Origin of the sequence: Sphingomonas sp. Leaf9 (assembly GCF_001421355.1) — a bacterium.
Classification (GTDB): Bacteria; Pseudomonadota; Alphaproteobacteria; order Sphingomonadales; family Sphingomonadaceae; genus Sphingomonas.
Genome location: NZ_LMKC01000003.1, coordinates 509176 through 531576, shown reverse-complemented (window position 1 = coordinate 531576; position 22401 = coordinate 509176). Strand labels below are relative to the sequence as shown.

At 64.5% G+C, this 22401-nt stretch carries 23 protein-coding genes, 1 tRNA gene and 1 pseudogene; 18 read left to right on the top strand and 7 right to left on the bottom strand.

The genetic code is table 11. The features are described 5' to 3' along the window. Positions 1-38 precede the first annotated feature (38 nt). The 3 genes from ASE58_RS10355 (at position 39) to ASE58_RS10345 (ending at position 2955) form a co-directional block, all read left to right on the top strand. Positions 39-1322, top strand: a complete 1284-nt coding sequence (locus ASE58_RS10355; RefSeq protein WP_055820688.1) for a tyrosine-type recombinase/integrase — start codon at positions 39-41, stop codon at positions 1320-1322. A gap of 493 nt (positions 1323-1815) precedes the next feature. Next, entirely contained in the window at positions 1816-2043 is a 228-nt protein-coding gene (locus ASE58_RS10350) for a helix-turn-helix transcriptional regulator (protein ID WP_055820685.1), read from the top strand. Positions 2044-2166: 123 nt separating this feature from the next. Further along, a complete protein-coding gene (locus tag ASE58_RS10345) occupies positions 2167-2955 on the top strand; it encodes a DUF3987 domain-containing protein (RefSeq protein WP_055820683.1) in 789 nt (262 codons plus the stop codon). Positions 2956-3209: 254 nt separating this feature from the next. Here ASE58_RS10345 and ASE58_RS10340 read toward each other — a convergent pair whose 3' ends face one another. Further along, a complete protein-coding gene (locus tag ASE58_RS10340) occupies positions 3210-3974 on the bottom strand; it encodes a DUF4145 domain-containing protein (RefSeq protein WP_082467880.1) in 765 nt (254 codons plus the stop codon). Positions 3975-4282: 308 nt separating this feature from the next. Between ASE58_RS10340 and ASE58_RS10335 the strand changes: the two genes are divergently transcribed. From ASE58_RS10335 to ASE58_RS17915, 5 genes are all read left to right on the top strand, one after another. After that, positions 4283-5038: a hypothetical protein gene (locus ASE58_RS10335; protein ID WP_055820677.1), complete on the top strand. Its 756-nt coding sequence runs from the start codon at positions 4283-4285 to the stop codon at positions 5036-5038. 29 nt (positions 5039-5067) lie between these two features. Further along, positions 5068-5565 (top strand): DUF5681 domain-containing protein, encoded by a 498-nt coding sequence (locus ASE58_RS10330; RefSeq protein WP_235513565.1) that lies wholly within the window; start codon positions 5068-5070, stop codon positions 5563-5565. Between the two features lie 90 nt (positions 5566-5655). Beyond that, on the top strand, positions 5656-6075 hold the full coding sequence (locus ASE58_RS10325; protein ID WP_055820674.1) for a hypothetical protein: 420 nt from the start codon (positions 5656-5658) through the stop codon (positions 6073-6075). After that, a complete protein-coding gene (locus ASE58_RS10320; RefSeq protein WP_055820671.1) occupies positions 6065-6253 on the top strand; it encodes a hypothetical protein in 189 nt (62 codons plus the stop codon). Before ASE58_RS10325 ends, ASE58_RS10320 begins: the two co-directional genes overlap by 11 nt. A gap of 83 nt (positions 6254-6336) precedes the next feature. Beyond that, the gene (locus ASE58_RS17915) at positions 6337-6480 is read left to right on the top strand and encodes a hypothetical protein (protein WP_156347688.1); all 144 of its coding nucleotides are present in this window, start codon (positions 6337-6339) and stop codon (positions 6478-6480) included. A gap of 501 nt (positions 6481-6981) precedes the next feature. On the opposite strand, the gene ASE58_RS17530 is transcribed toward ASE58_RS17915, so the two are convergent. Then, entirely contained in the window at positions 6982-7263 is a 282-nt protein-coding gene (locus ASE58_RS17530) for a hypothetical protein (protein ID WP_082467878.1), read from the bottom strand. Positions 7264-7303: 40 nt separating this feature from the next. Then, positions 7304-7393 (bottom strand) — tRNA-Ser (locus ASE58_RS10310). Positions 7394-7508: 115 nt separating this feature from the next. On the opposite strand from ASE58_RS10310, the gene ASE58_RS10305 reads away from it, so the two are divergent. The 10 genes from ASE58_RS10305 (at position 7509) to mazG (ending at position 16647) form a co-directional block, all read left to right on the top strand. Beyond that, on the top strand, positions 7509-8531 hold the full coding sequence (locus tag ASE58_RS10305) for a lytic murein transglycosylase (RefSeq protein ID WP_055820665.1): 1023 nt from the start codon (positions 7509-7511) through the stop codon (positions 8529-8531). After that, positions 8528-9295 carry an SPOR domain-containing protein gene (locus ASE58_RS10300; RefSeq protein WP_055820662.1) on the top strand — a complete coding sequence of 256 codons (768 nt, stop codon included), beginning with the start codon at positions 8528-8530 and terminating at the stop codon, positions 9293-9295. Before ASE58_RS10305 ends, ASE58_RS10300 begins: the two co-directional genes overlap by 4 nt. A gap of 17 nt (positions 9296-9312) precedes the next feature. Then, entirely contained in the window at positions 9313-10479 is a 1167-nt protein-coding gene (locus ASE58_RS10295; protein ID WP_055820659.1) for a D-alanyl-D-alanine carboxypeptidase family protein, read from the top strand. Beyond that, positions 10476-11102, top strand: coding sequence for a dTMP kinase (gene tmk, locus ASE58_RS10290; RefSeq protein ID WP_055820656.1), 627 nt, complete (start codon positions 10476-10478; stop codon positions 11100-11102). The genes ASE58_RS10295 and tmk overlap by 4 nt, the downstream gene beginning before the upstream one ends. Beyond that, on the top strand, positions 11099-12085 hold the full coding sequence (locus tag ASE58_RS10285) for a DNA polymerase (protein ID WP_055820653.1): 987 nt from the start codon (positions 11099-11101) through the stop codon (positions 12083-12085). Before tmk ends, ASE58_RS10285 begins: the two co-directional genes overlap by 4 nt. 11 nt (positions 12086-12096) lie before the next feature. Continuing rightward, complete coding sequence (gene metG / locus ASE58_RS10280; RefSeq protein WP_055820650.1) at positions 12097-13644, top strand: methionine--tRNA ligase; 1548 nt, start codon at positions 12097-12099, stop codon at positions 13642-13644. Continuing rightward, complete coding sequence (locus ASE58_RS10275) at positions 13641-14420, top strand: TatD family hydrolase (protein ID WP_055820647.1); 780 nt, start codon at positions 13641-13643, stop codon at positions 14418-14420. The genes metG and ASE58_RS10275 overlap by 4 nt, the downstream gene beginning before the upstream one ends. After that, positions 14417-15181 carry an MBL fold metallo-hydrolase gene (locus tag ASE58_RS10270; RefSeq protein WP_055820643.1) on the top strand — a complete coding sequence of 255 codons (765 nt, stop codon included), beginning with the start codon at positions 14417-14419 and terminating at the stop codon, positions 15179-15181. Before ASE58_RS10275 ends, ASE58_RS10270 begins: the two co-directional genes overlap by 4 nt. Beyond that, on the top strand, positions 15178-15783 hold the full coding sequence (locus ASE58_RS10265; protein WP_235513563.1) for a retropepsin-like aspartic protease family protein: 606 nt from the start codon (positions 15178-15180) through the stop codon (positions 15781-15783). Before ASE58_RS10270 ends, ASE58_RS10265 begins: the two co-directional genes overlap by 4 nt. 144 nt (positions 15784-15927) lie before the next feature. After that, positions 15928-16647 carry a nucleoside triphosphate pyrophosphohydrolase gene (mazG, locus tag ASE58_RS10260; RefSeq protein WP_055821118.1) on the top strand — a complete coding sequence of 240 codons (720 nt, stop codon included), beginning with the start codon at positions 15928-15930 and terminating at the stop codon, positions 16645-16647. 182 nt (positions 16648-16829) lie between these two features. On the opposite strand, the gene hflX is transcribed toward mazG, so the two are convergent. The 4 genes and pseudogenes from hflX to ASE58_RS10240 form a co-directional block, all read right to left on the bottom strand. Then, positions 16830-18116 (bottom strand): GTPase HflX, encoded by a 1287-nt coding sequence (gene hflX, locus ASE58_RS10255; RefSeq protein ID WP_055820640.1) that lies wholly within the window; start codon positions 18114-18116, stop codon positions 16830-16832. Then, positions 18113-18619 (bottom strand): annotated as a pseudogene (gene hfq / locus ASE58_RS10250) (RNA chaperone Hfq); the annotation flags it as partial. The pseudogene hfq and the gene hflX, both read right to left, overlap by 4 nt. A 116-nt stretch (positions 18620-18735) precedes the next feature. Continuing rightward, entirely contained in the window at positions 18736-20118 is a 1383-nt protein-coding gene (gene ntrX, locus ASE58_RS10245; protein ID WP_055756642.1) for a nitrogen assimilation response regulator NtrX, read from the bottom strand. After that, positions 20115-22382: a sensor histidine kinase NtrY-like gene (locus ASE58_RS10240; RefSeq protein WP_082467874.1), complete on the bottom strand. Its 2268-nt coding sequence runs from the start codon at positions 22380-22382 to the stop codon at positions 20115-20117. The genes ntrX and ASE58_RS10240 overlap by 4 nt, the downstream gene beginning before the upstream one ends. Between the last annotated feature and the right edge of the window lie 19 nt (positions 22383-22401).

The following is a 22401-nucleotide window of genomic DNA, read 5'->3' as shown; positions in this document are numbered from 1 at the left end:
GCCCCCGCTGCTTACGGGGTGCTTACGAGGAACGCGACGTGCCACAACTTAAGCTCACAAAGACGAACATCGACGGGAAGGCGGTTGCGGACGCTCGCGAACGTCCGAATGACATTCTCTATTGGGATACGGAGGTGAAGGGCTTCGGTGTTCGCGTCACCCCGACAGGCAAGAAGGTGTTTATCGCGCAGGCGCGCGCGAGCGCTGATACCGCTCCGGTGCGGCTCACAATCGGTCTGTATGGTGTCTTCACGGTCGATCAGGCGCGTGACGTTGCCCGCGAACATCTGCGCTCGCTGCGTATGGGAAACGACCCCCGCGACATGAAGAAGCAAAGCGACGCCATGCAGGTCAGTTTGCAGGCGGTGTGCGATGCGTATGTGGCGCGCCCAGGTAAGCTGAAGGAGACGAGCAAGGCGGCGATCACGCGGCATGTGGCCACAACCTTCGCAGCGTGGAAGGACAAGCCGGTCGTCAGCATCACCGAGGATATGTGCCGCACCCGGTATCGCGAGATGCTGACGAAGGGTCTGCGTGGTAATCGTGAGGGCGGGTCACCGGGGCAAGCAAATCAGGCGTTCTCGGTCCTTGGGGCGCTGCTGAACTACGCCGGTCGCCAGCATAAGCGGGCCGACGGGTCGCCTCTGATCGCCCACAATCCCGTTGGCATCCTGCGGGACGACAAGGTGCGGTTGAAGCCGCGCACCGCCCGCATCCTGGACAACAAGGTCGGTGCCGCTTGGCACGCGCTGACGGAATGGCGCGCTACCGCCCATAACCGCGACACCATGTCGAGCATCGACCTTGTCCGGTTCCTGATGCTCACGGGCCTGCGCATCAGCGAGGCGTCTTCGCTCAAGTGGAGCCAGGTGCATCTGGATGACGGGTACTTCCACCTCCCGAACCCTAAGAACAGCAACCCGGTGTCCATGCCGCTGTCGACGCAGGCGGTGGAGCTGCTGAAAGCCCGCCCGAAGGTCGAAGACAACCCGTTCGTGTTCCCGTCATGGGGCAAGCTGGGTCATATCAAAGACCCGCGTGACCTGATGAAGAAGCTGAGCGTGGTCGCCGGTATGCCGATCACCCCGCACGCCCTGCGCCGGACGTACACGAACGTCGCGCTGCGCCAGTGCCGGATCGAGAAGTTCCGCACCGACCTGCTCACGAACCACATCACTCGTGACGTGTCCGCCGAGCACTACTTCGACACGACCAACCTCCAGTGGCTCCAGCCGGAAGCTCAGAAGATCGGCGATCACCTCGACCTTGAAGCGAAGAAAGCGGCTGGCGCCAACGTGGTGGTGCTGGCGCAGCGCGCGTGACGCACACGCTGGGCCGCGCAGCCGCCGCTACAGCGGTGAGGCCGGGGTCGCTGCCGGGGTAGGGGCGGCGGGGTGCCGATCGCGCCCCACGCCAGCCTCTAGCCGAGAGGCCGTCTCGGTTCGGTCAAACTCGACCTTTTCGGCCTAAATCGCACGATCGGCCCGACCCCGGCCAAATCGCCCCCACCTCGGCTTAGAGAGAGAAAAAATCTCGTCGGGCTTGCCGACCGCACGCGCTCCCCGATCGGGACAGCCGACCCAACATTTTATCCAACATTGGCTCCCTAGCCTGTGCTAACACTGTTGCTGTCCCCGGCTATCCGGGGGCCGCAGCCCGGCTCGCGCCCACGAGGGAAGACCCGGAAACGACGCCGGATATGCGGGAGGGTGAAAGTCCCTCTTAGTCCCCCGGCCACTGCCAGAGTGAGCGTTCGGCTCTTCTGGTGCTGTTGACCACAGCGCAATGCACATCGCTTGCCGTGGAATCACCGCTATGACTCCCAAGGTTATCAATCACAACGACGCCGCCGCCATGATCGGCGTGACTCCAGCCACGCTTCGCTTCTGGCGCTGCAAGGGCAAGGGTCCGCGCTTCATCAAGCTGGGCGAATCCAAGCAATCGGGCGTTTGCTACGACCCCGCCGACATCGAAGCGTGGAAGGCCGCGCGCAAGTTCGCGTCGACCAGCGCCGCGACCCTGAGCCACCCTGGCAATGCGTAAGAGCGCAGTCGCGAAAAGCGGCCGGGTGCTTGCCTTCACCCGACCGCCTCATCCGAGAGTCCCGCATCCTCGTCCAAGGACCAGTGACATGCACACCATGCGACAGGCCGCCGAAGGTCCGCAATGGCCTCCATTTACGAGTCGATTACCGACGCTATGATGCGTGACGGCTTCATGTCCCGGTTCTGCGTCATTGAATATAGCGGGGAAAGACCGGCGAAGAACCCTACACCCGTTCAGCAGCCACCCCAGCCTATTGTCGACCGGCTGGTGCCAATCATTAGTCATGCGGGATTAGCAGCGGCGAACAACGCATATCAGGAGGTGGCATTCAGTGACGGAGCGCGGGCGCTGCTCGATCGCTTTGAGGATGAATGTGATGCTGCGATCCATCACGCCGGGGACGACGAGAACCTTCGGCAACTATGGAACCGCGCGCACCTCAAGGCGCTTCGGGTTGCCGCGCTCCTCGCGGTGGGTGAGGCTCACCTGAATCCCATTGTTTCAGCCGCGCAGGCAGAGTGGGCCGTAATGCTGATGCGACATGGCATTGCAGCTTTCGATAAGCGCATTCGTCAGGGTGAAGTGGGCGAGGGCAGCGACGGCGGACGTGAAGCTAAGGTTCTTGATATATGTCGAGAGTTTTTGCGTCCCGGCGCGAAGATGCCCTCGGGGTTATCGAATGGGGAGCAGATGCGTGAGAGCGGCATTGTCCCGCGCAACTATTTGCAGACCCGGACCCAGCGCGTCGCGGCGTTTGAGAAGCACAGATTTGGGGCGAAGGCGGCGCTAGATATGGCTATCACCACCGCGATCGCGAATGGACGAATCATGGAGGTGAAGCACGACAAGCTAGTCGATCTCTTCAGTTTTCATGGCAAAGCATATCGAGTGCTCAATCTCGCTGTATGACCACGATGGACGCTAATGCCGCCACTTGCATTAGCGTCCCCATCCGTTACCTGCGACTAGAACTATGCTATTTCTAGCGTACTTTAGCGGGGCGAGGGCTAATGCCGCAAACCCGCGAAAATCCTCGGGAAAGTCACTTTAATACACACAACATTAGTGCATTAGCCTAGAGGCCTCCACCCTTGGTCTATTCACGGCAACTTGGTGTGGCTAAGGACAGGGGCGGCGCTAATGTGCTAATGCGCTAATGCAACTCACAGTGTCGCGGGTGGTGCCGCCGGTGGCGTGATAGGCGCAGGCAGGCGCTTCGGCTTGGCCGGTATGCTACCTTTGATGCCCAACGCCGCTTGCCCGACGATAAAAGCGCGATGGAGAAAGACTTCCATCGAAGAGACCAATTGAGTGATCTCCTGGCTGTCAGGCTCCCATCCGCGATGCGCGGCAGCGTTCCCCGCATCGGTCACGACACCGAGAATGTCGCGCTCCGTTTGGCCGATCCAACCGCCATCGCGTAGTTCGTTGAGCTTCTCATCGAACGTCTTGGCCGGGTCGATACCAAGGCATTCGGTTGCGCGGTCGAGCGCCGTTCGCAGGACGATGGCCGTGAGAATATGAGCATTATTGTCGAGAGCGACATACATCTGATTCAAGATGTTATGCAGTTGAGGATCTTTTTTCTGCATGGCATCGAACCAGACGGGCTTCGTTTTAGTTTCAGGCTTGGGGTAGGTCGAAAACTCTTTAGATACCTCGTATTGAGTCTCGCCCATGGTGTCGTAGTACGGATCAACCTCTTCGCTATTCCAGCTTTCCGTTTGATAGAAGACGGTCTCGCAGCCGAGACATTCTAGCAAGGAGTGGTCAACACCACCATTCATCGAATGGCCGTGATACTTATCCTCCCAATCCCATGCTTTGTAGATTGAACCGTGGTGAGTGCAATTGCGCTCACCGTCGCATTTCGGGCAATGCGCCTTGATAGTCTTTTTCTCAACGGGCTTGGTTTCTGCGTGAGCCATGCCTCACCGATACCATATGGCGGCGCGTTCGCAACGGTGCCAGCGGCGCCGGGGCTGGGGGCACGAAAGCCGCACCGCCGCCTGCAAGGTAGGGGCAACCCAGCGCACTCGCTGTAACGGCCCGCAGCGCCGCATAAGTTGCTGTAGTTCAAGCCCAAAAGTCACGACCGACAAATAGTGTATTTGCGGCCGTGAGCGCCTGAACCGACCTAAGCGATTGTTATAGAATAATAAATGCTTGCGGACCTTCGCGCAGCATTCCTACCCATAAGCCTACCGTAATTCTTGTCCGAGAACGGGAGGCCCCAATGTCCGATATTATTGACGTTCGTATCTCGCCCACGCTGCATCCCGGCATCACTGGCGAGATTGCCGATTACGACGACTACACCCGCCCGTTGCTTGGTGCGACCGAGACGGCGGTAGACGAGGCGTTCAAGGCGCTCCAATCCATCCACGATGCGAAAGCGGGGGCGGAGAAGAACCCCACTTGGAATGACGCCGCCCGGCTAGTTGCGACCGACTCGCACGCCACCAAGGTGATGAGCAAGGTCTATGGCTCGTGGTCACGCACGGTCGATACGCTGGACGCCAACATCACGAAGCTGGAAGGCGAACTGAACGCGCCGGTCGAGCAGCGTGCCACCGCTTCGATGGCATCGGAAATCCGGTCCTACTTCCGCAGCCTCGATCCGGGTCCGCGCATGAACGCGCTTCGGCAGGCTATCGAGGCAGGCGATGACACCACGGTCACGGCGGTACTCGGCGGTCGCCCGTACCTGTCCGGTCTCGAACCCGACCTGCACGCCGAGTTCCTGCACGACTGGCACAACGCCCAGCGCCCAGTTGATGCAAAGAAGCTGCGCGCGATGAAGGCGGCGGCTGAAATGCTGAACAACCGATACAAGCTGCTGACCAAGGCGGTGACCGAAGCGGTCGGGGACATCAAGGTCTACGAACCGTCGAAGGTCGATGGCCGACCCGTCCTCTTCAAGACGATCACCCCGGCGCAAGTGCGCAAACAGGTGAAAGAGTCCAACGAAGCCTTCGCCATCCCGGTCTGACCGTTCTTCTAATCAATTGAGGTAGTTCGATGACGACCGCAATCCAGCCCCCTTGGGGCACGGACTGGAAGCCTGCGCCTCCGCCCATTGCTGCTGAACCGCGCGGCCCCGGCAACCCCGCGTGGACACCCGGCTGTCCGTCACCGAACCCGAAGGGGCGACCGGCGGGCTTGCCCGACAAGCGCCTGCTCGCCACACAGGCGGCGTTGGACGAGATAAAGGCCATTGTGCAAATGCTCGTCGGTCGCGCGCTCGAAGGAGACGTGAACGCTGCCAGCATTGTACTCGCCAAGGTGCTGCCCTCCGTGAAGGCGCAGGCCGAGAAGGTGGCATTCGACTTCGATCCGACCGCTCCCATCAGCGAGCAGGTCGCCCAAGTGTTGCAGGCCGTAAGCGAAGGTAAGCTCGCCGCCGATGTTGGGCGACTAATCTGTGACAGCATTGCCCGGCTGGCAGACGTGCGCGCCACCGAGGAACTGGCTGCTCGGATCGAGGCTCTTGAGGAGGCCCGCGATGCCCGAGGGTAAAACCGAACAATTTGCGCGCCGCGTGCAAAAGTCGGCGATGCGAACGGCCTGCGGGCAGATTGACCCACACCCCCACGATGGAGGTCAGCCATGACGATCATAAACACACAGCGGAACCGCGTTCACGCCCACGCCATTGGCGACGACGATGTGTTCGTGCGCGTGTCGTGGATCGGGTACGACGAGGCGGGTAACCGCGTCCTGCGCCACCTGCCATACCAGCCCATCAGCGACTATCAGGCTGCGGTCGATTGGGCGGTCAGCATGGCCGACAAGATGGCGCACCCGCTTCACGTCGTTCCCTTCAACGGCGACGACATGCTCGCGCCGGGGCGGTTCCTGCCCATCTGCGATGCCGTTGCCGCCATGACCGATCAGGAGCGCGGCGCAATGCGTCGTGCTGTGACCACGACCTGCGCGACCGTCATGCGCGACTGCGACAACCCTACCATCCGCGCGGAGTGCTTCGATGTTCTGCGCCAACTCAAGGTGATCCACGATGAAGGCTGATATTCCCTTGGCCGAGCGCCAGCGTCTGCAAGCGGAGGAAGGGCGGGAGCTACGCGGTGCCCTCGTCCGCCGCCATGTGCAGGTGCTGGACGAGCGGGACGCAATCGAAGCGGTGCAGATCGCCATGGACGTGCGCAGTCCGGCGTTCAGGGCACTGGCTGATCGGATTCGCGGCTAGCCACAGTGTCGCTCCGGGCGCTCCAACGCCGCGTGAAGCGGATAGAGACAGCTCGGAAGCCGCGACCATCGCCGATCGTGGTCATGTGCGGTACGTTCGACACCTTCGCTGACGCGGCATACGCGGAGGTGGAGGCGGGCACGCTGGCAGGGGAGTTCCTGCCGATCCTCGACATTCTGCGTGAGTGGGACGCGGGCGGTGTGTGGGTGCTGGCTCATGCTCGCTGACGGTGATCCCGCGTGGCTGGTAGGGTGGCAGCGCCAGCAAGATCAGCCCCGGCCAGCACCAGCGCCCAAACCGCGACCGCCGAAGCCAGCCGGTGCGCTGCATGTGCCGCTTCGTATGCGCGGGCAGGCAGCGGCCATCGGTATCATCGAGCCTGACCCTTGGCCGTTCGACGGGTGCAAGCGCCGTGAGCCGGTGATGGATGCCGACGATCCGCTTCGCGTGGTCAGGAAGGTGGGCTTGCACCGCTGCATGAAGTGCCGCCGTCCATTTTTCTCGGAGGACGTGCTGCGCCTACGGCTGTGCAGCGGCGCGCAAGGATGCAGGGGCGACGAAGACAGATATTCATGACGAGATAGCGCGGGGGTAATTCATCTTCCTGCCGCGCCGGGGTTAAGGACACCGACCCCCGAGCCATAACATCGGGTCCAGCAGCGGGGGTATCGACTTTCCCGACTCTGACGCTGCCAGCACCCTGCGCCCTCGGGCGTGGGGTGCTGCTACTATTTCCTCGGATACCGCTTGCGACCGTCGATCTTCGATCCGCACCAAGGGCAGTGCTCGATCACAACACCCTTGCTTCGAACGAGATAACCCTCGGAGTCGACGGGCATCATGTAGAAGGTGTTTGAACCCTCTGCCCCGTCCACGAAATTGCTGACGAAAATGAAACGGTCGTCGTCAACTGCCAGCTTGAGCCTGTCACAGCAAGATGGTTCGCGCTCCCACTTGAACTTGCCGCCTACATGGTCGGCATTTTGTTCGATGTTGATCCTGTCGGCCATAACGTTCTCCTCCGACAGAAAGATAGGTATTTCGGCATGGTGGCGGAAGAGGTGGGATTCGAACCCACGGAACGGTTGCCCGCTCGCCGGTTTTCAAGACCGGTTCCTTAAACCACTCGGACACTCTTCCCTCGTCGTCGCTGCGCCTAGAGCGGGTAGGCGGCTTTGTGCAAGCCTTTGTCGCGCGGGGGGTTCATCCGCGTGGCACGCTGTGCCAATACCGGCGGGTAGCGGGAGGCCGGTGTATGCGTTTGGCGAAGGCGGGGTTGGCGGTCGTGCTCAGCCTGATGGCGGGGGCTTCGGCGTCGGCGCAGGATGCGGAGGGGTTTCAGGCCTATCTGCGTGAGGTCGCGGTGCGCGCACGGGCGCAGGGCGTGCAGCAATCGACACTGGATGCCGTGCTGCCGACGCTGACCTACAATCCGCGCGTCGTCGAGCTCGACCAGCAACAGCCGGGATCGTCGAACACCACCACCGTGTCGCGCTTCGCCCCCTATCGCATGCGGCATGTCGATGCGGCGCGGATCAGCCGGGGTCGTGCCGCCTATGCCGCACAGCGCCCGAAACTGGCATCGATCGAGCGGCAGACCGGTGTGCCCGAAGAGATCATGGTCGCAATCTGGGGTCATGAAACCAACTACGGCAGCTATACCGGCGATTTCGATCTGCCGCGCAGCCTGGCCACGCTGGCCTATGAAGGGCGGCGGCGGTCGCTGTTCGAGCCGGAGTTCATCGCGACGCTGAAGATGATCGACCGCGGCGTCCCGCGCGACCGGTTGAAAGGAAGCTGGGCCGGCGCATTCGGCTATCCGCAATTCCTGCCGTCCATCTATCTGCGGGTGGCGCGCGATGGTGACGGCGACGGGATAGCCAACATTTGGTCCAATCCGGCGGACACGCTGGCGTCGATCGCCAATTATTTCGTCGATGCCGGCTGGCGGCCGGGCCAGCCGTGGGGCTTTGCGGTGCGCGTGCCGGCCGGGTTCGACCGGTCGGTCCTGACGCCCAAGTCGCTGTCGCCGCGCTGCCCGCGCGTGTTCGAGCGGCATAGCCAGTGGCGGACGCTGGCCGAATGGCAGGCGCAGGGCGTGGTGCCGAACGACGGGCGGCAGGTCGACCCGACGATCCAGGCGACGCTGATCGAACCCGACGGGCCGGGGGAAACCGCCTATCTGCTGACCGGCAATTATCGGGTGATCCTCGATTATAATTGTTCAAACTATTACGCGCTGTCGGTCGGCCTGCTGGCCGATGCCATCGCCCGATGAGCGTCGGTGCGGCCGTGTTGTTGCTGGCGACCCTGGGGCAGGCCGGGGCGGAGCCACCGCCGCCGGTCGTCCATGAGCAGCGGCTGGACGACGTCGGGCCGGTGTCGATCGGTAGCGACGCGGCGAAGCTGACCATAGCGCATCGGACCCTACCCACCGGCAGCTTTGCCGAGGTCACCGACCTGAATAGCGGGCGCACGGTCATCGCGCTGGTCGAGGCCGATACTGCGTCGACAGGCGACGCAATCGGCCGCCTGTCGGCAGGCACCGCTCGTACGCTCGGCTTGGGCGCAGGCGCGACGGCGAACGTCCGCATCCGCCCGGCGGTGCCGTCGCCGGCGGAACAGGCGGCGGTGCGGAGCGGCACGGCGGTCAACCGCCTCGACGCACCCGCACCGCTCCTCGCCGCGCTGCGTCGCAGACTGCCCCAGCCGGCACCGGTTCCGCAAATGGCTCCGGCGCCCGCCCCGATCGCCGCACCGGCCCCGAAGCCCGTGCCGAGCGCGCCAGCACGACAGCCGCAGCGCTCAAAAAAGACAGTGCCCATCGTCGCCAGCGGCCGCTGGTTTGTTCAGGTCGCCACCCTGTCCGACGCTGCCCGCGCCGCCACGCTCGCAAAATCGGTCGACGGCGTTGTGCGTTCGGCGGGCAGGCTGTACCGGGTTCAGGCAGGCCCATTCGCCACCCGAGCCGCTGCCGAAACCGCCCGTGCGTCGATCGCCCGTCGTGGCTTCGGCGACGCCCGAACCATCGCCCAGGACTGAACGGAAACTCGTGCCCCATGCGTAAGATCGCCCTTTCGAGCATCGCCGCCATCGCCATTGCCACCCCCGGCATCGCCGCCGCGCCGCCGTTCGATACGCCGGCACCGGTTGCGTTTATGACCGACCTGTCGTCGGGTGCGACGCTGTACGCAAAGGATGCCGACCGCCGGATGCCGCCGGCGTCGATGGCGAAGATGATGACCGCCTATGTCGCGTTCGACCTGATCAAGAAGGGCGAGCTGAAGCTCAGCGACACCGCGACCGTCGCGCCGGAAACGTGGAAGAAGTGGCACGGGCCCCAGGCGGGTTCGACGATGTTCCTGTCGGTGAACGAGAATGTCAGCGTCGAGAACCTGCTGTACGGCATTATCGTTCTGTCCGGAAACGACGCCTGCGTCGTGCTGGCCGAAAAGATTGCCGGTTCCGAGGAAGCGTTCACCAACCTGATGAACCAGCGGGCCAAGGAACTGGGCCTCAGCAACAGCCATTTCGGCACGTCGAACGGTTGGCCGGACGAGGGTCGCACCTATGTGACCGCACGCGACCTGGCGAAGCTCGCCACCGCGACGATCCAGAACCATCCGCAGCTATACAAGAAATTCTATTCGAAGACCGATTTCACCTGGGGCAAGACGCTGGGCGAAGGGGCTGCGATCACCCAGGCGAACCGCGATCCGCTGCTCGGCCGCGTGCGCGGGGCCGACGGCCTGAAGACCGGCCATACCGAGGAGGCCGGCTATGGCTTCACCGGTTCGGCCGAACAGGATGGTCGCCGCTTGGTGATGGTCGTCGCCGGGCTGACCAGCGCGAACCAGCGGATCGCCGAGTCGGTAAAGTTCATGAACTGGGGCTTCGGCGCATGGCGCGCGCGCCCGATCGTGGCGGCCGGCAAGCGGGTCGAGACCGCCGAGGTGCAACTGGGTGATTCGGCGACGGTCGGGCTGGTCGCGCCGCGCGCGCTGACCGTGACCATGCCGGCGGGCACCAACAGCCCGATCACGGCAAAGGTCGTCTATACCGGCCCGATCAAGGCGCCGATCGCCAAGGGCCAGCACATTGCCGACCTGGTGATCGCTTCGCCCGACACGGGTGAACAGCGCATGCCGCTGGTCGCGGAAAAGGACGTGGCAGAGGCCGGTTTCTTCGGTCGCGTCTGGGCAAGCCTGACCTCGCTGTTCGCTTGAGCGCGGGCCGGTTCCTGACGCTGGAGGGTGGGGAAGGGGTCGGCAAATCGACCCAGGCCCGCGCCCTCGTCGCGGCGCTGGAAGCGCGCGGCATCCATGCGGTGCTGACGCGCGAGCCGGGCGGCAGCGAGGGCGCGGAGGCGATCCGCGCCCTGCTGATGCAGGGTGACGTCCGCCGGTGGAGCGCGCATGCCGAAGCGTTGCTCTTTGCCGCTGCGCGCGCGGATCATGTCGAAAAGCTGATCCGGCCGATGGTCGATGCCGGCAGCTGGGTGATCTGCGATCGCTTCCTCGACAGCACCCGCGCCTATCAGGGGGCACAGGGGATCGATGACGCCGCGATCCTTGCGCTGCATGGGTTTGGATCGCGTGGGCTTCTGCCCGACCGGACGCTGTTGCTGACCCTGCCCGATGGTGAGGGCGATGCGCGGGCGCAGGCACGTGACGGCGCGGCGGCGGATCGCTTCGCGGCGCGCGACGATGCTTTCCATCGCTCGGTCGGCGCGACCTTCGCGCGGATTGCGGAAGCTGAACCCGACCGCGTACGCCGGATCGACGCAGCAGGTGCGGTCGAGGACGTCACGGCGCGGCTGATCGACGCGATCGCCGACCTGCTGCCGTGACCCTGATCGGCAACGACGCCGCGCGGGAAGCCTTTGTTGCGGCGGCCGAGAGTACCGCGCTGCATCACGCATGGCTGCTGACCGGACCGGAGGGGGTCGGCAAGGGCGGCTTTGCACGGGAAATGGCGCTGCGCCTGCTGGCGACAGCGCTCGACGGGCGCAGCCGGATGCGCGGCGAAATTACGGACGACCACCGCGTCACGCAGTTGATGGCGGCGGGCGCCCATCCCGATTATCGCGCGCTGGTGCGCCTGCCCAAGGACCCGGACAAGCCCGACCAGGACATCGCCCGCAGCATCAAGATCGATCAGGTCCGCACGTTTCAGCCGATGTTCGCGACCAAGCCGGCGCTGTCGTCGCGCCGCGTCGTGGTGATCGATGCGATCGACGATCTGGAGCGGCCCGGTGCCAATGCCCTGCTGAAGAATCTGGAAGAACCGCCGGTCGGCACGATCTTCCTGCTGGTCAGCCATTCGCCCGGCCGGTTGCTGCCGACCATCCGCTCGCGTTGTCGGCAGTTGCGCTTCGATCCGCTGCGCGACGGCGAAGTCGCACAGGTGCTGCGCAATACCCTGCCGGAGATCGACGGCGCGGAGATCGACGCGCTGGTCGCGGCGGCGGATGGATCGCCCGGACGGGCGCTGGCCTATGCTGGCCTGTCTGTCGCCGCGCTGGACCGCGATCTGGCGACGATCGCCGAGACGGGCGATGCCGACAACCGCATCCGGTCGCGCCTGGCCAAGGCGCTGGCGGGCAAGACCGCGCAACCGCGCTATGCCGTATTCCTCGACCGTGCACCGGCGCTGATCGCGGCAGCGGCGCGGACGCGCACCGGATCGCCGTTGCGCGATGCGCTGGATGCCTATGACAAGGCGCGGGCATTGGCGGCGATGGCACCGGCCCTGTCGCTGGTCGCGGAAACGACCGTATTCGAGATGGCGGGCCTTGTTGCGCGACTGGCGCCCGCGCGCGGGATCGCCTAGAGGCTCGGGCCATGTCCGATCCATTCTACATCACCACCGCGATCCATTATCCCAACGGTCGGCCGCATATCGGCCACGCCTATGAAATGATCGCCGCCGACTCCATTGCCCGTTTCCAGCGGCAGGCCGGGCGCGACGTGTTCTTTCAGACCGGCACCGACGAACACGGCCTGAAAATGGTCAAGACGGCGCGCGACCGGGGCGTCGAGGTGCGTGACCTTGCCGATGAAATGTCAGGATATTTCCGTGACATGGCGGGCATTCTCAACATTTCGTGCGATCGCTTCATCCGCACGGTCGAACCGCAGCACTACGCCGCGTCGCAGGCAATCTGGACCGCGATGCGCGATGCCGGCGACCTGTATCTCGACCGCTACGAAGGCTGGTATTCGGTTCGGGACGAAGCGTTCTACGAGGAAAAGGAACTGACCGAAGGCGAGGGCGGGGTGCGTCTTTCGCCGCAGGGTACGCCGGTCGAATGGACCGCCGAAGAGACGTGGTTCTTCCGGCTGTCGAAATATCAGCAACCGCTGCTCGATTTCTACGCCGCCCATCCGGACTTCATCCAGCCTGAAAGCCGTCGCAACGAGGTGCTGCGCTTCGTTGAGGGCGGGCTGACCGACCTGTCGGTGTCGCGCACCAGCTTCGACTGGGGCGTGCCGGTGCCCGACAGCCCTGGTCACGTCATGTATGTCTGGGTCGATGCGCTGACCAACTATCTGACCGGTGCAGGGTACCCCGATGCCCCTAACCGCTATTGGCCGGCTGCGTTGCACCTGATCGGCAAGGACATTGTCCGGTTCCACGCCGTCTACTGGCCCGCCTTTCTGATGTCGGCCAAGCTGCCGCTGCCGCAGAAGGTGTTCGGCCATGGCTTCCTGCTAAATCGCGGGGAAAAGATGTCGAAGTCGACCGGAAACGTGGTCGACCCGATCAAGCTCGCCGAACTCTATGGCGTCGATGCACTGCGCTATTTCCTCCTGCGCGACATCAGCTTCGGGCAGGACGGGACGTTTTCGGACGAAGCGATCGTCACCCGCGCCAACAGCGATCTGGCCAACAGCTTCGGCAATCTCGCGCAGCGCACGCTGTCGTTCATCGCCAAGAACCTCGACGGGGCGCTGCCCGGTGACGGTCGCAGCGATCCGGCGGACGCGGCGCTCCTGACCGCGGCCAGCGAAGCGATCGAGGGCTATCGCACGGCCTTTGCCGACCTCGCGCTGGGACAGGCGCTGGAGGCGTGGATGCGCGGCGTGTTCGCCTGCAATCAGTATATCGACGTGCAGGCGCCCTGGGCGTTGCGCAAGACCGATCCCGACCGGATGCACGCGGTGCTCGGCACACTGGTCCGCGCGATCCGCGACCTTGCGATCGCCATCGAACCGGTCGTTCCGGCCTCTGCTGCCGCGCTGCTGTCGCAGCTTGGGCAGTCGGGGCGGGGGCATGACGCACTTGGCGATCATGGCTGGTATGCCGAGCAGCGTGCAGCGGGCTACCGCATCGCGCCGCCCACGCCGATCTTCCCGCGTCTGACCATTGCCGAGGTCGAACCGGCATGAAGCTGGCCGACAGTCACTGCCACCTGAACTACAAGGGCGTTGCCGAGGCGTCGCCCGACATTCTGGCGCGCGCGCGGTCGACCGGGGTCGTCGCGATGCTCAACATCTCGACCCGCGAAAGCGAGTGGGATGCGGTGGTCGGCACCGCCGAGCGCGAGGCCGATGTGTGGGCCACGGTCGGCATCCATCCGCACGAGGCGGACGACCATCCGCATGTCGACACCGCCCGCCTGATCGCCGCCGCCGCGCACCCGCGCGTGGTCGGCATCGGCGAAAGCGGCCTCGATTATTATTACGACCATAGCGACCGCGGCGCCCAGCAGCGCAGTTTCCGGGCGCACCTTGCCGCGTGTCGCGACACCGGCTTGCCGATCGTCGTGCATACCCGCGATGCGGAGGAGGATACCGCCGCGATTCTGCGCGACGAGCTGGGGAAGGGGGCCTTTCCGGGCGTCCTGCACTGCTTCACCGGCTCGGCAGAACTGGCGCAAATCGCGCTCGATCTCGGTTTCTACATCTCGATTTCGGGGATCGTGACGTTCAAGAGCGCGCAGGATCTGCAGGCGGTGGCGCGCGACCTGCCGCTCGACCGGCTATTGATCGAAACCGATGCTCCGTTCCTTGCACCCGTCCCGCACCGCGGCAAGCCGGGCGAACCGGCTTTCGTCGCCGACACCTGCCGCTTCCTCGCGCAATTGCGTGGCGAGGACCCCGACGCGTTGGCCGACGCCACGCGCGAGAATTTCCATCGCCTGTTCAGCAAGACGCTGGCATGAAAATCCGCATCCTCGGCTCTGGTACGTCTTCCGGTGTGCCGCGGATCGGGAATGATTGGGGGGCGTGCGACCCGACCGAGCCGTGCAATCGGCGGACGCGCGTATCCGCGCTGATCGAATGTGACGGCACCCGCATCCTGATCGATACCGGTCCCGACATGCGCGAGCAGTTGCTGGCGGCCGATGTGGCGACGGTTGATGCCGTGTTGTGGACCCACGACCATGCCGACCACTGCCACGGCATCGACGATTTGCGTCAGCTGTTCCACAATGCCCGAACGCCGGTCGCAGGATTTGCGCGGAGCGCGACGCTCAAGAGCCTGCAATCACGCTTCGATTATGTCTTTGCCGGGCGGGCAGGGTATCGCGCGACCGTTTCGGGCAACCTGTTGCCCGACGAGCTGACACTCGGCGCGATCACGATCCGCTGCACCGATCAGCCGCATGGATCGATCGAGTCCGCTGGATTGCGGTTCGATACCGATCGCGGCTCGATCGGCTACGCAACCGATTTCAGCGCGGTGACGCCGGCTATGCTCGACCTCTACCGCGACGTCGACATTCTGGTTGTCGACGCACTGCGCGTCGCGCCGCATCCGACCCATCCGTCGCTCGACGAAGCGATCGCGTTCGCGCGGAACTGTCGGGCGGGTCGAACCGTCCTGATCCACATGGATCACTCGATGGACTATGCCACGCTGCGCGACAGCCTGCCGACCGGCGTCGAACCGGGATATGACGGGCTGGAACTGCATTTGTGACCGACGACCGGGCGATCTATGTGCTGCTCGGGCTGCTGATGCTGGTCCTGCCGCTATCGTCGCTCATCGCCAGGCGTCCATCGGCCGGCAGCGTGGTACGGGCGCTGATCGGTTGGGCGGTCATCGTCGGTGTGTTGTACGTCGGCTTCATCAACCGAAACCGAATTTCCGATGCAATGGGAACATTGGGAGAACGGCTGGGTCTGGCCGAGCAGAGCGTCGAGGGCGACACGGTACGCATCCGCCAGTCGGTCGACGGGCATTTCTGGGCGGTGGCGCGGTTGAACGGCGTCGAACGGCGGATGCTCATCGACAGCGGCGCCACGTCGACCGCAATATCCGAAGCGACGGCCAAGGCGATCAGCGTCACGCCGCGGCGCGTTCCGCCGGTGTTGCTGACCACGGCCAATGGCACGATCGAGGCAGCACGCGGCCGGATCGACACGGTACGGATCGGATCGCTGGAGACGCGTGATCTGCCGGTGGTGATTTCGCCTGCATTTGGCGAGATGGATGTGGTCGGCATGAACTTTCTGTCGCGGCTGGGAAGCTGGCGTGTGGAAGGTGGGACCCTGATCCTCGAAGCGCCAAAGCCACACTGATTTTACATAATGTTTATTATCGGAGTTTGAACAATGGGCGTTGCTCTGGGGGAAACTGGCGATCTTGCCAACGAACCTGCGACGGATCGGCCGGACGCGGTTGTGCCGCCCTCCAACGACACCGTCGGTCGGATCGTTGCGATCATGGCGCGGTTGCGCGATCCGGCGCATGGCTGCCAATGGGATCGGGTCCAGACCTTTGCGACGATCGCGCCCTACACGATCGAAGAAGCCTATGAGGTAGCCGACGCCATCGCCCGCGGTGACATGGCCGACCTGAAGGACGAACTGGGCGACCTGTTGCTACAGGTGGTGTTCCATAGCCGGATCGCCGAAGAAGCCGGACTGTTCGACCTGCGCGACGTCGTCGACGCGATCAGCGACAAGATGGAACGGCGCCACCCGCATATCTTTGGTGACGCGGTGGTCGGTGGCCATCATCTGTGGGAGCAGGTCAAGGCGGCCGAGCGCAGCCGCAAACCGGGGCAGACTGGTGCGCTGGCCGGGGTCGCGCTGGGGATGCCGGCACTGGCCCGGGCGGAGAAATTGCAGAAGCGGGCGGCGCGGGTCGGGTTCGATTGGCCGGACGCAACGGGGCCGAGGGCCAAGATCGACGAAGAACTGCGCGAGGTCGAGGCGGCGAGCGATGCCGAGCGGCACGAGGAGGTCGGCGACCTGTTGTTTTCCGTCGTCAACTGGGCGCGGCATCTGGGCATCGATGCTGAAGCGGCGTTGCGGGACGCCAACGCGAAATTCGAACGCCGGTTCGCCGCCATGGAATCCGAAGATGCAAACTTCGCGGAACGGTCGCTGACCGAACAGGAATCCGCCTGGGCTCGCGCGAAAAAGAGCCCCCTTCCCTGACGTTTTTCGAAAAATGCCCGAAAGCTGCCCATGGAGTCGCTTGGGCACCCGCCGATAGCTAGCATCGGGAAGTATCCAAACGACTCCAGGCGGCCGTTTCCGGACTCTGGCGGACTCCTGCCCTTTCCAGCGGATGAATCGAGACATCGCGAACGCGTCCCCTCACCCGGCGGAATGCCCGGTTAGCGTGTCAGGAACCGGTCGTAATCGGCGGGCGCCAGGCGGACGTCATACACGGCATGGTCATCGTCGATCCAGTGATCGGTGACCTCCCCATGCGCGTGGAGCCACGCCGCACTGGCACCATCCTCGGGTGCAAGCGCAATGCGATAGCGGCGATGCCCCTCAGTCAGGCGACCGCCGACGGTGCGGATCAGCCGATCGACGCCCTCCCCCGTCAACGCGGACAAGGCGACGATATCCTCGCGGTGCGCCGCCTCCCCCAGCATCTCGATCCGATCGTCTTCGCTGAGCAGATCGAGCTTGTTCCACGCCTCGATCCGGGGTGTCGTATCGTCGACGCCGATTTCCTTCAGCACCGCTTCCACGTCCGATGCTTGCGCTGCGGTATCGGGATGGGCCACGTCGCGGACGTGGATCAGCAGGTCGGCCGACACCACCTCTTCCAACGTCGCCTTGAACGCCGCGACCAACTGGGTCGGCAGGTCGGAGACGAACCCCACCGTGTCGGACAGGATCGCCTTGTCGATACCCGGCAGCGAAACTTGCCGCAGCGTGGGGTCGAGCGTGGCGAACAGCAGATTTTCGGCCATCACCTCCGCCCCGGTCAGGCGGTTGAACAGCGTCGATTTGCCGGCATTGGTATAGCCGACCAGCGCAACGACCGGCCAAGGCGCGCGCTGGCGACGGTCGCGGTGCAGCGTGCGGGTGCGCGATACGCCGTCCAGTTCGCGCCGCAACCGCGCCATCCGATCGCGGATCAAGCGGCGATCCGCCTCGATCTGGGTTTCACCCGGACCACCGAGGAAGCCGAAGCCGCCGCGCTGGCGCTCCAGGTGGGTCCAGCTGCGCACGAGCCGCCCGGCCTGATAATCAAGGTGGGCCAGCTCCACCTGCAACCGCCCCTCGGCAGTACGGGCGCGTTCACCGAAGATTTCCAGGATCAGCCCGGTTCGATCGATGACCTTGCACCCGAGCGCCGTTTCCAGGTTGCGCTGCTGTACCGGAGTCAGCGCCGCATCGAACACCGCCAGTTGCAAATCTTCATCGCGGACCATCTGTGTCAGTTGATCCACCTGCCCGCTGCCGATCAGCGTCGCCGGCTTTGGCGCGCGTACCCGGAACGGCACGCGGTGGCGCACGTCGACACCAATCGCCAGCGCCAGCCCGGCAGTCTCCTCCAAGCGGGCGTCGGCGTCACGCGCCGATCCGCCCATATCGGGCAGGACGACGATGGCGGCAGCGCCGCGCGTAAATTCCTGCGCGTCGCGGTCGAAACCGTTGCTCAAGCTTCGTCCGCCCCCGACGCCTGTTCCTCGGCCAAGTTCAGCGGGTTCGCCGGCTGAATGGTCGACACGGCGTGCTTGTAGACCAGCTGCGACATGCCTTCGCGCTGCAACAGCATGCAGAACAGGTCGAACGCTGCGATCTGCCCCTGCAGCATGACGCCGTTCACCAGGAACATGGTGACATTTTCCTGCGCCTTGCGAACGGCGTTCAGGAAGATTTCCTGCAACGGCGCGTGCTTCGACGTATTTTCCGACGCAGCCTCGATCACCGACGACAGGTCGGTCGGGCCCGCCGGCATGATGGTCGAAATCGCATGTTTGTAGATCAGCTGCGATTGTCCGTCGCGGCGCAGCAACACCGAAAAATTGTCGAACCACGTCACGATGCCCTGGAGCTTTACGCCCTTGACCAGAAACATCGTCACCGGGGTTTTCGACCGGCGCAGCGAGTTGAGAAACAGGTCCTGAAGCGACCCCTGCCGTTCGGCCATGACTTGCCCTTGTTCTTGGCGGGAATTTCCCGCTGAGTGTCTTTAACCGTCACCCGGTTGCCGCGCCCCTGTGGCGCGGAGCCGCCAATTTAGGCCCGACCCCGCGCCGCCGCAATGGTCCCCGCGCGCTATTCGTCGCCGCGGGTTTCGGTGATGCCGAGCAGCTTCAGTTTGCGGTGCAGCGCGGAGCGTTCCATGCCGATGAACGTCGCCGTACGTGAGATATTGCCCGAAAAGCGCCGAATTTGGACGCGCAGATATTCGCGTTCGAACGATTCGCGTGCCTCGCGCAGCGGCGACCCCATGATCGCACTGGCGGTCGCGCCCCCTGCCCCATCGCCCGCCGATCCAAGCACTTCGGGCGGCAACAGGTCGATGTCGATCCGCGCGATGCGGTTACCCGGCGCCAAGATGACGGTGCGCTCGACGACGTTGCGCAGCTGGCGGACATTGCCCGGCCATTCATAGCTTTGCAGCGCGATCATCGCATCGGGCGCGACTTCGGGCGTTTGGACCCGGCGTTCGTTGGCATAATGCGCGACGAAATGCTCGACCAGCGGCGGGATATCTTCGCGCCGTTCGGCCAGCGACGGAATCTGCACCGGCACGACGTTCAGCCGATAATAGAGGTCTTCACGGAAATTGCCGTCGATAATCTCCTGCTGGAGATCGCGTGCGGTTGCCGAAACGACGCGGACGTCGACCTTCACCACCCGCGTACCGCCGACGCGGGTGAAGCTCTGATCGGTCAACACTCGCAGGATGCGGGCCTGCGTCGCGATCGGCATATCGGCGATCTCATCGAGGAACAGCGTGCCGCCATGAGCCTGTTCAAGCAGGCCGGGACGGACGAGATTGCCGCCCTCCTCGACACCGAACAGTTCCTCATCGACGCGTTCAGGAGTCATCCGCGCGGCGCTGACGATGACGAACGGTGCCTGTGCCCGCTGGCTCCAGCCATGGAGCAGGCGCGCGGCGACTTCCTTGCCGACCCCGGCGCCACCCGTGATGAGGACGCGGCTACCGGTGCCGGCTACACGTTTCAGTGTCGCGCGGACGCTGTTGATCGCGGTCGAGCTGCCGGTCAGGTCGTCTTCACGACCAGCCGAGGCGCGCAGCGACGCGACTTCGCGGCGCAGACGTTCGGTTTCGGTGGCGCGCTGGACGAGGAACAGCAGCCGTTCCGCCTCGAACGGCTTTTCGATGAAATCGACTGCACCGCGCCGGATTGCAGCGACGGCGGTGTCGATATTGCCGTGGCCGGAAATTACGAGCACCGGCAGCGACGGATCGCGCGCCTTCAGCTCGTCGAGCAGCTCCAGCCCGTCGAGCCGCGATCCCTGCAACCAGACGTCGAGCAGCACCAGCGACGGCCGGCGCGTCGCCACCGCCTCCAGCGCGGCGTCGCTGTCGGCGGCACCGCGCGTTTCATACCCTTCGTCCTCCAGCACACCGGCCACGAGTTCGCGGATGTCAGTTTCATCGTCAACGACGAGAATGTCGAGCTTCATGCGGGCGTTCCGGTCCGGGTAAGCATGGGGTGGCGCGTTGTAACCTCCTGTAGATCGTCCTCTTCGGCCGTGCCGGTCCCGGCCAATGCGGCCAGGATCGCGGGGTCGAAGATGATCGATACGATCGTCCCTCCTCCGGGACGGTCGGCGAACGATATGGTTCCGAAATGTTCCTCGACGATCTTGCGAACGATGGCGAGGCCGAGGCCGGTGCCGCCCTTGCGCGTCGTCATATAGGGTTCGGCGATGCGGTCGCGCTCGACCGGCAGGCCGATGCCGTTGTCGCTGGTGTCTATATGCATCCGCCCCTGCGCGTCATAGCGGACGTCCATCTCGATCCGGCCGCGCGGGGCGCCTTCGGGACGGGCGGCAACGGCTTCGGTGGCGTTCTTGACGATGTTGGTCAGCGCTTGGCCCAGTTGGCGGCGGTCGCAGACGAGCGGTGCGGCACCGGCGGAATCGAGCGCAAAGTCGATATCGGGATGAGCGACTTCGTGCAGGAACAAGCTCTGTCGCGCGAGTTCGGCGAGCGATTCGTGGCGGAACACGGGCTTGGGCATCCGCGCGAACGACGAGAACTCATCGACCATGCGGCGCAGGTCGCCGACCTGCCGCACGATCGTTTCGGTCAACCGCGCGAAGGTGCCGTCATCCTCAATGAGCTTGGTGCCATAGCGACGCTGGAGCCGTTCGGCAGCCAGCTGAATCGGGGTCAGCGGGTTCTTGATCTCATGCGCGATGCGGCGAGCGACGTCGGACCACGCAGCGCGGCGCTGGTCGAGCAGCTGCTGGGTAATGTCGTCGAAGGTCAGGATGTGCTGGCCATCGTCGCGGGTGATGCGGACGGCCAGCGTCTTCGCCTCGCCGCCCGCCGCCAGCTGGATGATCGCATCCTGCGTCTCGCCGCCCAGCAGGTCGCCCAGTTCGGGAGCGACATCGGCGAGCGGGCGACCGACCAGCGGGGTGCTGCCAGTCTTGAGCAGCGCGGTTGCCGAGCTGTTGGCGAGCTGGATCGTGCGGTCGCGCCCGACCGACACGACGCCCGCGCTGACCCCCGACATCACCGCCTCGATCAGGGCGCGGCGGCTGTCGATCTGGGCGTTGGCGGCGACGAGTTCGCCGGTCTGTTCCTGCAAGCGCTCGGTCATGCTGTTGAACGCGCTGGCGAGCGTGCCGATCTCATCCTTCTGCCGCGTGCCATTGGGTTCGGGCACGCGCGCAGACAGATCGCCACCGGCAACTCGGCGGGCGGCGCCGACCAGCGCGCCCACCGGTCGGACGAGACGGTCGGCGACGGCCAGCGCCACGAACACCGCCAGCCCGACGATGATGAGCGAGACGATGAACAGCGCGATATTCAACTGGAGTTGGACGCTGCGCGACCGGACGAGCAGCGCGTCATAGTCCGACAGGATCGCACGCGTGCGCGTGAGGCGTTCGGCATAATCGGCAAGGTCGAGGTCGCGCGCCGAATAGACGTAATAGGGCGTGTCGATGACGCGGGTCACCGACTGGACCTGCCGGTTGCGCACGCTGACATAGCTGGTCTTGCCCGAGCGTAATGCCGCGATCGATTTGGGATCGATGCTCCAGCGCAGCGGGCCTTCGTAAATCGAGGCCGACGCCAGCGAACGCGGACGGCCGTCCGACGGTATCTCGAACACCACCGAATCGCTCAGCGACCGGAATACGATGCTGTTCTGGTATAGCAGGCGAAATTCGTCGCTGTCGATCGAATAGCGATTGTTGAGCAGCATCCGACGAATGTCGGAGGCGACCGCGACATTCTGCCCGTCCACCGCGTCGAGAAATTCGTTGTAGGAGGACTGCGCCAGCACCTGCGCGTTTTCGAAGATGCCGCGCGCACGCTGCGACGACCAGAATTCGACGCCATATTGGAACAGGAACGACGCGACGATCGTGACCAGCAGCATCGGCACGCTGGCGAGGATCGAGAATAGCGCGACCAGGCGGACGTGGAGCGTGCCCGTACCCCCGATCTGCGACCGAGCCGCGCGCCGCATCGCGATCCGCCGCCCGACCAAGACCAGCAGCGCCATTGCCGGGATGAGGTTGGCGATCAGCACCAGCGCCATCAGCGACGGGCTCGGCAGCCGCCCCCGTGCACTTTGCGATCCATCGAACAGCAGATAGCTGCCGACACCGACGGCGATCACCGCCGCCAATACAGCGACCTCGATCGCCGGGAACCACCGCGCCGGGATCGATGTGGCGCGCCTCGGTTCCGTTAACGCTGCAACCATAGTTGCCGTTTTACAACAT